General features: G+C 70.2%; 11 protein-coding genes. 2 read left to right on the top strand and 9 right to left on the bottom strand.

Annotation, left to right across the window (positions count from 1 at the left end; translation table 11 throughout):
• Positions 1–3: 3 nt before the first annotated feature.
• From ACZ41I_RS09355 to ACZ41I_RS09325, 7 genes are all read right to left on the bottom strand, one after another.
• Positions 4–1,263 carry a nucleotide sugar dehydrogenase gene (locus tag ACZ41I_RS09355; RefSeq protein ID WP_363218558.1) on the bottom strand — a complete coding sequence of 420 codons (1,260 nt, stop codon included), beginning with the start codon at positions 1,261–1,263 and terminating at the stop codon, positions 4–6.
• Positions 1,263–2,033: a WecB/TagA/CpsF family glycosyltransferase gene (locus ACZ41I_RS09350; protein ID WP_363218559.1), complete on the bottom strand. Its 771-nt coding sequence runs from the start codon at positions 2,031–2,033 to the stop codon at positions 1,263–1,265. The genes ACZ41I_RS09355 and ACZ41I_RS09350 overlap by 1 nt, the downstream gene beginning before the upstream one ends.
• Positions 2,030–3,202, bottom strand: a complete 1,173-nt coding sequence (locus tag ACZ41I_RS09345) for a hypothetical protein (RefSeq protein WP_468513678.1) — start codon at positions 3,200–3,202, stop codon at positions 2,030–2,032. Before ACZ41I_RS09345 ends, ACZ41I_RS09350 begins: the two co-directional genes overlap by 4 nt.
• Positions 3,203–3,465: 263 nt before the next feature.
• On the bottom strand, positions 3,466–4,065 hold the full coding sequence (locus ACZ41I_RS09340) for an acyltransferase (RefSeq protein ID WP_468321690.1): 600 nt from the start codon (positions 4,063–4,065) through the stop codon (positions 3,466–3,468).
• Positions 4,062–4,955, bottom strand: a complete 894-nt coding sequence (gene rfbD / locus ACZ41I_RS09335; protein ID WP_468513677.1) for a dTDP-4-dehydrorhamnose reductase — start codon at positions 4,953–4,955, stop codon at positions 4,062–4,064. Before rfbD ends, ACZ41I_RS09340 begins: the two co-directional genes overlap by 4 nt.
• Positions 4,956–4,993: 38 nt before the next feature.
• Positions 4,994–6,028, bottom strand: coding sequence for a dTDP-glucose 4,6-dehydratase (gene rfbB, locus ACZ41I_RS09330; protein ID WP_399769305.1), 1,035 nt, complete (start codon positions 6,026–6,028; stop codon positions 4,994–4,996).
• A complete protein-coding gene (locus ACZ41I_RS09325) occupies positions 6,025–7,092 on the bottom strand; it encodes a glucose-1-phosphate thymidylyltransferase (protein ID WP_468513676.1) in 1,068 nt (355 codons plus the stop codon). Before ACZ41I_RS09325 ends, rfbB begins: the two co-directional genes overlap by 4 nt.
• Positions 7,093–7,653: 561 nt before the next feature.
• Between ACZ41I_RS09325 and ACZ41I_RS09320 the strand changes: the two genes are divergently transcribed.
• Positions 7,654–9,045 (top strand): (2,3-dihydroxybenzoyl)adenylate synthase, encoded by a 1,392-nt coding sequence (locus ACZ41I_RS09320; protein WP_468513675.1) that lies wholly within the window; start codon positions 7,654–7,656, stop codon positions 9,043–9,045.
• Between the two features lie 77 nt (positions 9,046–9,122).
• A complete protein-coding gene (locus ACZ41I_RS09315) occupies positions 9,123–9,608 on the top strand; it encodes a hypothetical protein (RefSeq protein ID WP_468513674.1) in 486 nt (161 codons plus the stop codon).
• Positions 9,609–9,689: 81 nt separating this feature from the next.
• Here the strand turns inward: ACZ41I_RS09315 and ACZ41I_RS09310 are convergent, their stop codons facing one another.
• Together ACZ41I_RS09310 and ACZ41I_RS09305 are read right to left on the bottom strand one after the other, a co-directional pair.
• A complete protein-coding gene (locus ACZ41I_RS09310) occupies positions 9,690–12,086 on the bottom strand; it encodes a glycoside hydrolase family 65 protein (RefSeq protein ID WP_468513673.1) in 2,397 nt (798 codons plus the stop codon).
• A complete protein-coding gene (locus ACZ41I_RS09305; RefSeq protein ID WP_399769298.1) occupies positions 12,083–12,826 on the bottom strand; it encodes an HAD family hydrolase in 744 nt (247 codons plus the stop codon). Before ACZ41I_RS09305 ends, ACZ41I_RS09310 begins: the two co-directional genes overlap by 4 nt.
• Between the last annotated feature and the right edge of the window lie 131 nt (positions 12,827–12,957).

Raw genomic sequence — 12,957 nt, 5'->3', positions numbered from 1 at the left:
GGCTCAGAGCACCTCGATCGTGGGTCCGGCCGGCAGCCGCCGACGGCAGTCGAGGACGAAGGGGGCGTGTTCCGCGACGAGTTCGTAGTCGAAGCTGTCGTGGTCGGTGAGCAGGACCACCACATCGGCCGCCGCCAGCTCCTGAGGCACCGGCTCGACCCGCACCAGCCGGCTGTCCATCGGCAGACTCTCGACGACGTGCGGGTCGGCCGCCCTGACCTGGGCCCCCATGTCGAGCAACAGGTGGGAGATGCGCAGGGCGGGCGACTCGCGGGCGTCGCCGGTGTTCTTCTTGTACGCCAGACCGAGCAGCAGGATGCGCGAGCCGTTCACGGAACGACGTCTTTCGTTGAACAGGTCGCTGATACGGCGCGCCACGTACTCGGGCATGTGGTTGTTGATGTCGTTGGCCAGTTCCACGAAGCGGAAGCTCTGCCCGAGTTCGCGCTGCACCCGCCAGGACAGGTACGAGGGGTCGATGGGCAGGCAGTGGCCGCCGACACCGGGTCCGGGTGTGAACCTCATGAACCCGAAGGGCTTGGTGGCGGCGGCGTCGATGGCCTGCCAGACGTCGATGTCCAGGTGGTGGGCGAACATCGCGATCTCGTTGACCAGGGCGATGTTCACATGGCGGAAGGTGTTCTCCAGCAGTTTGGCGAGCTCGGCCTCCTTGGGCGAGCTCACCGGGACGGTGGTGTCGACGAGTTGGGCGTAGAAGTCCTGAACGGCTTTGAGGGACGGTTCGTTGACCCCGGACACGACTTTCGGGGTCTGCTGGAAGCCCCAGACGGCGTTTCCCGGGTCGATCCGCTCCGGGCTGTAACCGAGGTGGAAGTCCGCACCGGCGGTGAGGCCCGAGCCCTCCTCCAGGATCGGAGCGAACAGCTCCTGGGTGGTGCCGGGATAGGTGGTCGACTCCAGGACGACGGTGGCTCCGGGGCGCAGGTAGCGGGCGAGGGTGACCGCCGACTCCTTGATGTAACGCAGGTCGGGAGTGCCCTCGTGCAACGGGGTGGGGACGGTGACGACCGCGACGTCGAAACCGCCGCAGTCGCGGGCCGATTCGCTCGGACGGTAGGCACCGTTGTCCAGTGCCGCGCGGATCCGCTCGGAGGAGACGTCCTCGACGAAGGACTCACCGGCGGCGAGGCTCTTGATCCGCCGGGAGTCGACGTCGTAGCCGATCACCTCGTGTCCGACCTCGGCGGCGCGGATGGCCAGTGGCAGGCCGACATATCCCTGTCCGACCACGACGACGCGCATCAGTGACTCCTGTTCGCGGAAGCGGGCGGCGGGGTGAGCCGGATGAACTCGCGCGCCGTCATGAGGACGAAGGCAGCATTGGTGGTGAGATAGCGCCGGCCCAGGCGGCGCGGCTCCTGCAGCGCGCGGTAGAGCCACTCGAGTCCCCACCGCTGCCACGATGCGGGGGCCCGTCTGGTGACACCGGCCAGGATGTCGAAGGAGCCGCCGACTCCGTGGACGACGCGGGCGCCGGTGCGTGCGCCGTAGGCGGCGGTGAAGATCTCCTTCTTCGGCGAGGTCATGCCGAGGAACAGCATTCGGGCGCCGCTGCGGGCGATGGCGCCGGCTATGGCTTCCTGCTCGGAGTCGTCGAAGTAGCCGTTGCGGCTGCCGGCCACCTTCAGCCGGGGGAAGCGGTCGGCCACCCGGCGCAGCATCCGCTCCAGTACCTCCTGCTTGGCGCCGAGGAAGTACACGGACACGCCTGCCGATTCCGCCTCGGCCAGCAGCCGCAGGAACAGATCGATACCGGCCACCCGTTCCGGTAATGGCGCACGCAGTACCCGGCCGGCCCAGACCACGGCCTGCCCGTCGGCGAGGACCAGATCGCAGCCGGCCACGGCCTGGGCGAGCCGCGGGTCGCGCCGCATGTTCACCAGCTTCGCGGCGTTGACCACGCCGATCTCCAGCTGTCTGCCGTCCCGCACCGCCTCCAGGCAGCGCTGTACGGTCTCGTCCATGGTCAGCGGGTCCAGCTCGACCCCGAACAGGGACTGACGCGCGGTCATATCCGGCCTCCCTGCCAGGCGTAGAGCATCCAGCCGAATTCGTAGGGCCGGCATTCGCGGTCCACGGACAGGGGGCGGTACACCCGGTCCAGGGGTTTCAGCCGGAGGCTGGGAGCGATCCGGGTGCCGAGTCCCCGGGCGGCGCGTACGGCCTTCTTCGGATCGCCCCGGTAGACCTTGCGCCAGGTGGCGCCGAGCTCGTCGAGGATCAACGGCTCCTTCCGCTCCGGGTGTTCGGCCAGTTCGGGCACGTCCGTCATCCAGGCGAGGCCCGTCCGGACCGACGCGCCGAAGTCGGTGCCGCCGGCGTCGGCGAGATCGAACAGGGCGGTCGGCGCCATGGCGTGCTGATGGACGCTGTAGACCGGGTAGCCCTCCACGACACCACCGGTGCGGGCGTCGTAGTGCCACCACCACTGCCCGCCGTCGCCCTGCAGGGCGCAGATCCGCGCCGCGCAGGCCTCGGCCGCGGCCAGCGCCTGCGGATCACCGTCTCCGTCACCGCTGGCGTGTGCGCGGGCCAGGGCCTGAAGCGGATAGGTCTGGTCGGCGAAGCAGCCCACGTGCGCCCGGTACCAGGGCAGCAGGCCGGGCCCGGTGGCGTGCGGGAACAGCGGGCTGTCCCCGATCCGGGCCCGCAGCAGACGGTCACGGGCTGCGGAGAAACGTCTCTCCACATCGACCGTGCCACGAGCCGCCGCGAGGGCGGACAGCACCCACGCCGCCTCGACGGTGTACTGCGGCCGGCCGTCCTCGTCCAGGGCTTCGACCCGAGCGACGGCGTCCGACAGTTTGGGGTGCCCGGTCTCGGCGGCGGCCCAGGCGATCAGCGCCGCGTCGCCGAGGTTGGTCACCGCGGGCAGCGATTCCACCAGCAGGCCGGTGAACTCCTGTGCGGTACGCCCGCCGAGCACCGCGCGCTGGCGGTCCTCGGGCAGGAACCGGGCCCCCAGGGCGGTGATGGCCGCGTACCGGGTGCTGGTGCCGCGCCGTTCCAGGGTCCAGGATCCGTCGGGTGCCTGCCGCCCGGCCAGGGTGAAGGCGAAGGCCTCTCCCCCGGGGAGCAGCATCGACGGAAGGCCCGACTCGGCGACTGCGAGCAGTCGTTGGGCGAGGGCGAGCAGCTTCGGCTCCTCACGACCGAGCGCCGCCAGACGTGTGATGGTCATCGTTCGGACACACCAACCCCCCTGTGGGTCCCCTTGTGCGCAGACTTGTGAGCGCCGTGGCGTGAACGGCCGCACGGCGGAAGAAAGGCGCGCCAGACGTCAGGCGTCGGAGCGGTCGTCGCTCCTCGTTTCGGACACAGGTGTCCCCACCCGGTAACCCCCCTGGGCACTGGCGTGTGTGCTCACTGTGCCCGGTCTGCACAGTTCGCACACATGTTATGCCTGCATGTGTTCGAGGGTCGGTGTTTTGGCAGAATCGGCAGTCACGCGCGCTCGACGAGTCCGCCGTCCTTCTCGTCGTACAGCGCGCCCGTCTCGGGGCACTGCCATCCGCCCGGCTCGCCCTCCCGCTCCACCAGCCGGACACCGGCCCGGCCGACCCAGCCGATCCGGCGTGCCGGTACGCCCGCCACGAGCGCGAAGTCCGGCACGTCCCGGGTCACCACGGCACCCGCCGCGACCAGCGCCCAACGACCGACCCGTACCGGCGCCACACACACCGAACGCGCCCCCAGCGACGCCCCCTCACCCACCACCACTGCCACGGCCTCCCAGTCGCCGCCGCGCTTCAGCCGGCCCCGCGGGTCCACCGACCGGGGGAAGTGGTCATTGGTGAGCACCGCCGCCGGGCCGACGAACACCCCGTCTCCGAGCACCGCGGGTTCGTAGACCAACGCGTAGTTCTGGAGCTTCACATGGGCGCCGATCCGCACTCCCGGACCGACGTACGCTCCCCGGCCCACGATGCACCCGCTGCCCAGCCGGGCGTCCTCCCGTACCTGGGCCAGGTCCCAGACCGTCGTCCCGTCACCGATCGTGGCCGTCTCGTCGACCTGGGCGGTCGGCTGGATCCTGAAGTTCACCGGGTTGAACCTTTCTTCTCGTCGAGCAGAGCAGGAAACGCCGCCTGCAGCGCCTCCCGCCAGGGACGGATCGGTTCCATTCCTGCCTGGTGCCAGAGGCCGTGCCCCAGGACGCTGTACGCGGGGCGGGGGGCGGGCCGCACGAAGGCGGTGCTGGTGGTCGGCCGCACCCGTCCGTGGTCCGCGCCGAGCAGCCGGAAGATCTCCCGGGCCAGGCCGAACCAGGTCGTCTCCCCACCGCTGGTGCCGTGGTAGATCCCGGCGGGCGCGCTGCCGGCGAGGGCGGCCCGCCCCAGCCGCACCATCCGGTCCGCGAGGTCCACCGTCCAGGTGGGCTGTCCGTGCTGGTCGTCGACCACGTCGACGGTTTCCCTCACCGACTCCAGCCCGATCATCGTGTCGATGAAATTCCCGCCCCCCGCCCCGTACAGCCAGGCCGTCCGCACGACGTACCCCGCGTCCGGGAGTTCCGTCAGCACCGCCTGTTCCCCCGCCAGCTTGGTGCGTCCGTACGCGCTGCGCGGTGCCGTAGGGGCGTTCTCGGCGTACGGACTGGTGCCGTCGCCCGCGAAGACATAGTCCGTCGAGACCTGGATCAGCCTCGCCCCGATCTTCGCGCACGCCTCGGCGAGGTGCCGGGGCCCGTCACCGTTGACCCGCAGGGCGTCCGCCTCGCGCGCCTCGGCGTCGTCGACGGCCGTCCAGGCGGCGCAGTTGACCACGATCCGGGGCCGCTGCGCGTCGACGGTGCCGTGCACCGCATCCGCGTCCGTGATGTCGAGATGGCCACGGGCGAGGCCGACGGCGTCCTCGCCGTCCCGGTGGAGCCGTGCCAGAAGATCCCGCCCGAGCATGCCGGCGGCGCCGGTGATCAGCCAAGTGGTGGTCATGGTCCCCTGTTTGTCGTCCGAAGGTGGCCGGGGCAGATCTATCGGAGCGCCGCGCGTTCCTTCAGCGGCTCCCACCAGGAGCGGTTCTCGCGGTACCAAGTGACCGTTTCGGCAAGGCCGATGGCGAAGTCCTTGCGGGGCTCGTAGCCCAGCTCCGCACGTGCCTTGCTGCAGTCCACCGAGTAGCGGCGGTCGTGTCCCTTGCGGTCGGGGACGTACTCGACACTCGTGTGCCAGTCCGCGCCGCAGGCCTCCAGCAGCAGAGCGGTCAGCTCCTTGTTGGACAACTCGGTACCGCCGCCGATGTTGTAGACCTCACCGGCGCGCCCCTTCGTGCGCACCAGCTCGATGCCCTGGACGTGGTCGTCGATGTGCAGCCAGTCGCGGACGTTGCCGCCGTCGCCGTACAGCGGGACCTTCCCGCCGTCCAGCAGGTTCGTGACGAACAGCGGGATGACCTTCTCGGGGAAGTGGTGGTGCCCGTAGTTGTTGGAGCAGCGGGTCACCCGCACGTCGAGGCCGTGGGTACGGTGGTGGGCGAGGGCGATCAGGTCGGCCGACGCCTTGGAGGCGGCGTACGGGGAGTTGGGGCGCAGCGGGTCCGTCTCCGGCCAGGAGCCGGAGTCGATGGAGCCGTACACCTCGTCGGTGGAGATGTGCACGAAGGTCCTCGGTCTTCGGCGTCCAGTGTGTCTTTCGTGGCGCAGCGCCGCCTCCAGCAGCGTCTGGGTGCCCACCACGTTGGTCCGGACGAACTCGGCGGCGCCCAGGATCGAGCGGTCCACATGCGACTCGGCGGCGAAGTGGACCACCTGGTCGTGGGCGGCGAGCAACTCGTCGACCAGCGCGCCGTCACAGATGTCGCCCTGGACGAAGGCGAATCCCGGGTGGCCGCGCACCTCGTCGAGGTTGGCCGGATTACCCGCGTAGGTGAGCTTGTCCAGCACCGTGACCGTCACATCACCCGGGCCGGCCGGACCGAGGAGCGTGCGGACGTAGTGCGAGCCGATGAAACCGGCACCGCCGGTCACCAGAATCCGGGTCGGGCCGTCGGGAGAGGAAGAGGCCGTCATGACGAGATCTGCACTTTGCTGTGGTCACCGAGGACGAAACGGTGAGCGGCAGGCTTGCGGGTCGCGGGAGTGACCTGGACATTGCGGCCGATGAGGGAGGCCTCCACCCGCCGGACGCCGCTCAGCGAGGAGTCGCGCAGCACGATGGAGTACTCGATCTCGCTGTCCTCGATCCGGCAGTCGTCGGATATCGAGGTGAAGGGGCCGACGTACGAGTCGGTGATCACGGTGTTCGCGCCGACGACCGCCGGGCCCACGATCCGGCTGCCGGTCACCTTGGCCCCGGTCTCGACGCGCACCCGGCCGATGATCTCGCTGCCGGCGTCGACCGTGCCGTCGATCCTGCGCTCCAGGGTCTCCAGCACCGAGCGGTTGACCTCGAGCATGTCGGTGACGTTCCCGGTGTCCTTCCAGTACCCGGAGATCGTGGTGGACCGCACGTCACGCCTGGCGTCGATCAGCCACTGGATGGCGTGCGTGATCTCCAACTCGCCGCGCCAGGACGGCTGGATCGCGCGCACGGCCTCATGGATCGCCGGGGAGAACAGATACACGCCCACCAGCGCCAGCTCGCTCTTGGGATGTGCGGGCTTCTCCTCCAGGCCGATCACCCGGCCCGCCGTGTCCAGCTCGGCCACGCCGAACGCGTGCGGGTTCGGCACCTTCGTCAGCAGGATCTGTGCCTCCGGCCGCTCGGTGCGGAAGGAGTCCACCAGATCCTTGATGCCACCGACGACGAAGTTGTCGCCGAGGTACATCACGAAATCGTCCTCGCCCAGGAACTCATGGGCGATCAGCACCGCGTGGGCCAGCCCGAGCGGTGCCTCCTGCCGGATGTAGGTGACGTCGACACCGAACGCGGAACCGTCGCCGACCGCCTCCCGGATCTCCTCTGCGGTGTCCCCGACGATGATCCCGACCTGGGTGATGCCGGCCTCGGCGATCGCCTCCAGACCGTAGAACAGCACCGGTTTGTTCGCGACCGGTACAAGTTGCTTCGCCGATGTATAAGTTATGGGGCGCAATCGGGTACCTGAGCCACCAGACAACAAAAGTGCCTTCATGCGTATCACCCTACTTTCGCCGGACTCGCCGACGGAGGGATTCCGCACAGTGCAGGGCAGCCTTCGGTGAGTGAGCCCTGAACGGCACCTCAGGGCCACCGGCGGAAAACCGACGGTGGCCCGAAGCCGCGATCAAGGCCTGTGAGGCTGTGGTCCGCCGTTCGAGGCGGCTGCCCCGGGGGATGGTGACGGACAGACGAGTTCGTCCGCCTCGGTGTGGATCTCCCAGTGATCGGCGTGGACATCGGCGCCGGTTTCACCTGCACCACAGCAGCCTCGCCCGCCGTCTCCAGCAGATCGGCAAGGTCCTGGGCGTGGAACTCACCGAACCCGCCGGCCTGATACGGGCCACGCTCGCCCTCACCGCCTGGCGGCTCCTCGACGACTGGGCACGCGGGATTCAGGGGGTCGACCGGATACCGGAGGAACGTCCTGGCCGGCGGCGCTCATTGGACTTTCCGCCGAGGGAATCGAGCATCCATGGTGGGGAAAGCGCCTTGTGCACAGGGGCGTCGGCAGATGGGATCGCGAGGGTCAGGACAGCGGTGCGGAAGAAAGCGGATGACATCCATGCTCGACGGCTGTACGCCCTGGCCCGAGGAGTTCGTCGACCGCTACTGGGCGGCCGGGCACTGGCGTGGCAATACGCTGGACAACCTGCTGCGCGACTGGGCCCTGCAGCACGGACCGCGGACCGCGCTCGTGCACGGCGGTACCCGCATCACGTACGCGCACCTGAACCGGCGCGTGGACCGGATGGCCGCAGGGTTCCGGCTGCGCGGCCTGAGGCCCCGGCAACGGGTCGTCGTCCAGCTGCCGAACGTGCCCGAGTGGGTCGTCACCGTGTTCGCGCTGATGCGCGCCGGCGCGGTCCCCGTGTGCTGTCCGGTCTCTCACCGCGCGTCCGAGGTGTCCCACCTGGTGCGGGTCACCGAGGCCGCCGGCTACGTCGGCCCTTCGACGTACCAGGGCTTCGACCACACGGCGATGGCCGCGGACATCGCGGCCCGGGGGCCCTTCCTGCGGCGGGTGTTCACCCGTGAGGCGCCGGGAGCCGCGTCCCCGTACGGCGGCCTCAGGACCGACCCGTCGGGCTGCCACTACTTCCCGCTGGACTCCATCGACGCCCCGCCCGGGCCGGCGCTTGCGCAGGGCGCCGATCAGGTGGCGTTCCTCCTGCTCTCCGACGACACCACCGCGGCGCCCGAGCTCGTTCCGCGCACCCACAACGACTACGCGTACCAGGCGCGGGCCGCCGCCGAACTGGTGTCGCTCACCGAGAACGACGTCTACCTCGCCGCGCTGCCCGCCGAGTTCAATCTCACCTTCGGCTGCCCCGGGATCATCGGCACCCTCTCCGCCGGCGGCACCGTCGTCCTGGTCGAGAGCCCGGAACCCGCCGAATGCCTTCCGGCCGTGGAACGGGAGCGGGTCACCATCACGTCGGTGGTGCCCGCCGTCGCCCGGCTATGGCTCGACGAACTCCCCGTGATCCGGTCCGACTTGAGCAGCCTGCGTCTGGTGCAGGTCGGCGGCGCACCCCTGCACCGGGCGACCGCCGCACGGATGGGCCCCGCGTTGGACTGTCGCCTGCAGCAGGTCTTCGGCCCGGCGGGGGGGGGGCCGCTCGCGCTCACCCGGCCCGCCGATCCCGACGAAACCGTACTCACCACGCAGGGCCGGCCGCTCTCGCCCGACGACGAGATCCGGATCGTCGACACCGACGGCAGGGACGTGCCCGACGGGGAGCCCGGCGAACTCCTCGCCCGGGGTCCGTATACCCTGCGAGGGTATTACCGGGCATCCGACCACAACGCTCGCGCCTTCACCCCCGACGGCTACTTCCGCACCGGTTTCCTCGCGCGGCGCACCCCGGCCGGCAACCTGGTGGTGACCGGCCGCCTCAAGGACGCCCTGCGGCGCACCGGCCACGAAGCACCGTCCGGCCTGTGACGGGCAGGGCCGGCCCGGCGTCATGCCGTGCACAGGTCCGTCGCAATCCCTTCCGACGTCGTTTGCGTACCTCTTTCATGAAGTCCCTCTCTGCCACCGACATCACCCTGAGAGGACTGGGAGCGTGCTGCGCCGTCGGCAATGTGGTGCTGCACGGCCTCCTCGTCCCTGATCACCTGGAGGAGAAGTTCTACATCGGGTTGCTGTTCGCCCTGGGCAGCGCCGTCATGCTCGTCGTGGCGGCGGTACTGGTGACCATGAGGCGTCCGGCAGCCGCGTGGCTGACCGGAGCCCTGGTCAGCCTCGGTATGATCTTCGGTTTTCTGTTCTCGCGCACCGTTGGCCTGCCCGGCGGCTACTACGAATCCGGCTGGGAACCGCCGTACGGCCCCCTTTCCCTGATCGTGGAAGGGCTGTTCGTCTTCGCCTCCCTCACCTGGCTGGGAGCGAGACTGACGAGTGACGCCTACCCGGCACCGCCGCATCAGGCGGCGAGTACGCCGCGTCCGGCGGCACCCTCAACGGCCCGAGGCGTCAGCCGGTCGTACCGAAACGCGTCATGACGGTCATGGCCGGCCGGATGTCGCGCACCGCGGGGCGCGGCGTCCACCTCGTCCCCCGCACGCGGCATGATCCCCGCCGTGTCATTCGGGTGTCTCAGCCCGCGGCTCCTCACCGACGGGCAGGCCCACAGGGCGGCGGCCCGGCGGCTGTTGTGGCTCGGTGCGCGCCCGGACGGGGGGCGTCGGGCGGTCGACCGGTTCGTCGGCGGTCACGGTCGTCGGCTCTCCGTGGTGCAGCAGGAGCAGCGGTTCGCCTTCCACCAGCTTGTACCGCGTACGGGAGCGGCCGATGTCCACCGTCAGTCTGCGTCCGCGTACGAGCACGGTGAACGCCACCCTGGACAGCGCTTCCGGCAAGCGCGGTGTGAACGCCAGCCGGTCCGGCTTCCCGTCCTCACCGATGTACCGGCGCATCCCCCCGAACCCTGCGATCAGGGCGATCCAGGTTCCGGCGAGGGAGGCGATGTGCAGCCCGTCACGGGTGTTGTGCTCAAGGTCGTCCAGGTCCATCAGCGCGGCCTCGCCGAGGTAGGCGTAGGCGAGCCGCAGATGCCCGGTCTCGGCGGCGAGCACCGCCTGGCAGCACGCCGAGAGCGAGGAATCGCGCACGGTCAGGGCGTCGTAGTAGGCGAAATTGCGTGCCTTCTGCTCCGCGGTGAAGACGTGCGGGCACTCCATTATCGCCAGCACCAGGTCGGCCTGCTTCACCACCTGCTTGCGGTACAGGTCGAAGTAGGGGTAGTGCAGCAGCAGCGGGTAGTTCTCGGGTGGGGTCGCCTCGAAGTCCCAGCGCTGGAAGGTCGTGAAACCGGCCGACTGCTCATGGACGCCGAGAGACGCGTTGTACGGCAGTGCCATGCGGGCCGCCGCGTCCCGCCACACCGCGGCCTCCTCGTCGTCGACACCGAGCTCCGCGGCCCGGTCCGGATGGCGTACCGCCACGTCCGCGGCAGCCAGCAGGTTCTGCTGGGCCATCAGGTTGGTGTAGAGGTTGTCCCGGGCGAACGCGCTGTACTCGTCGGGGCCGGTCACCCCGTCGATGTGGAAGACGCCTTCCGCGTCATGGTGACCGAGGGAACGCCACAGCCGCGCGGTGTTCACGAGGAGGTCGAGTCCCTCGGCACGCTCGAAGTCCTCGTCTCCGGTCACCATGACGTACCGCACGACGGCCATGGCGATGTCGGCGTTGACGTGGAAGGCGGCCGTCCCAGCGGGCCAGTAGGCGGAGCACTCGGCGCCGTCGATGGTGCGCCAGGGGAACGTCGCCCCGGCCAGCCCGAGTTGGCGCGCACGTTCCCGGGCCGCCGGCAGCGTCCGGTGCCGCCAGCGCAGCGCCGAGGCGACGGCCTCCGGCGCGGTGAACGTGAGCACCGGCAGCACATAGGACTCGGTGTCCCAGAAGGAGTGCCCGTCGTACCCGGTTCCGGTCAGGCCTTTCGCGGGAATCGCCCGGTTCTCGCCGCGGGCCGCTGCCTGGAGCACATGGAACAGAGCGAACCGCACCGCCTGCTGGATCTGCGCGTCGCCCTCCACCTCGACGTCCGCGCCGGCCCAGAAGCGCTCCAGGTACGCCCGCTGCGCGGCGACCAGTCCCTCCCAGCCGGTGCTGACCGCCGCCGCCACCGCCCCGTCCACCTGATCGTGCACGGCCGGCAGCGAACGCTCCCCGGACCAGCCGTACGCCACGAACTTCACCAGGCGCAGCGGCTGTCCGGGCACCAGGTTCGCGGTCACCGTCAGCCGGCTGACGTCGGGCTCGCTCTGTGCCGTCCAGCGCGTGCTCTCGGGCCCCTCCACGACGTGGTCGGCCGCCGCTCCCACCCGCAGTGCGCTGACGTCGGTGCAGTGCACGAGCCGCAGCCGGGTGTCCTGCGCGAAGTGCTCCTCGGGCACCAGCGGGGACCCGGTCGCCGCTGCGACCCGGGGATCGCCCTCGAAGCGGGGCAGCTGTTCGTTGGCGACGAGCTCGGACTGTACGGCCACCGTGGTCGGCCCGTCGACGGGCTCCACCTCGTACACCACCGCGGCCACCGCTCGCTGGGTGAAGGACACGAGCCGCCGTGAGGTGATCTTGACCGTACGGCCGCCGGGCGAGGTCCACCGGGCGGTCCGGCTGAGCACACCGGAGCGGAAGTCCAGGACCCGCTCGTGCGCCAGCAGCCGGCCGTAGCGCAGATCGCACGGGTGGTCGTCGACGAGCAGCCGGATGACCTTGCCGTCGGTGACGTTGATCATCGTCTGGCCGGACTCGGGATACCCGTAGCCCGCTTCCGCGTACGGCAGCGGATGCCGCTCGTAGACGCCGTTGAGGTAGGCGCCGGGCAGTCCGTGCGGCTCTCCCTCGTCGAGGTTCCCACGCCACCCGACGTGCCCGTTCGACAGCGCGAACACCGATTCGCTCTGGGCGAGCACGTCGAGGTTCAGCTCCGTCTCGCGCAGGCACCACGGCTCGACCGTGTAGCTGGGATGCGTGATCACCGCGACTCCAGAAGCTCGGCCAGGTCCCGGACCACCACATCGGCCCCGTGCGCCCGCAGTTGCTCCGCCTGGCCCACCCGGTCGACGCCCACGACCATGCCGAACCCTCCCGCCCGGCCCGCCTCCACGCCGGCCAGGGCGTCTTCGAACACGGCCGCCTCGTCCGGTTCCAGGCCCAGCCCGCGCGCCGCCTCCAGATAGGTGTCCGGAGCGGGCTTGCCGCGCAGCCGACGCTCGTGCGCCACCACTCCGTCGATCCGCTCGTCGAACAGGCCCTCGATCCCGGCCGCCACCAGCACGTCCCGGCAGTTGGCGCTGGACGACACCACCGCGCAGCGCAGCCCGGCTTCCCGCACCGCGTGCACGAAACGGACCGAGCCCTCGTAGGGCTCCACCCCGTCCTCGCGGATCCGCCGCAGCACCAGGTTGTTCTTCCGGTTGCCCAGGCCGTTCACGGTCTCGGCCTCCGGCGGGTCGTCCGGCGATCCCTCGGGCAGGTGCACCCCGCGCGCCGCGAGGAAGGTGCGTACCCCGTCCTCACGGGGGCGCCCGTCCACGTACTCGTCGTAGTCGTCGACCGCGTCGAAGGGCACGAACGCGGTCCCCTCACGTGCGGCGCGCTCACGGAGATAGTCGTCGAACATCTCCTTCCAGGCGGCCGCGTGCACTTTCGCGGTCTGGGTGAGCACCCCGTCGAGGTCGAACAGGCAGGCACGGACGTGAGCAGGAAGCCCCAGCATGCCGCCGAGGCTAGAAGGCGGACACAGCCGGCGGTGGCAGGACACCGCCCGGCAGGCCGGAAGGCACCCACTCGGTGGAGAGGTGCTCCCTCTGAGGTTCCTCAAGTCATTTGGCGGACCGGGAAGGCGAC

Source organism: Streptomyces sp. NPDC030799 (assembly GCF_055572255.1).
This window is presented reverse-complemented; position numbering and strand designations above follow the sequence as displayed.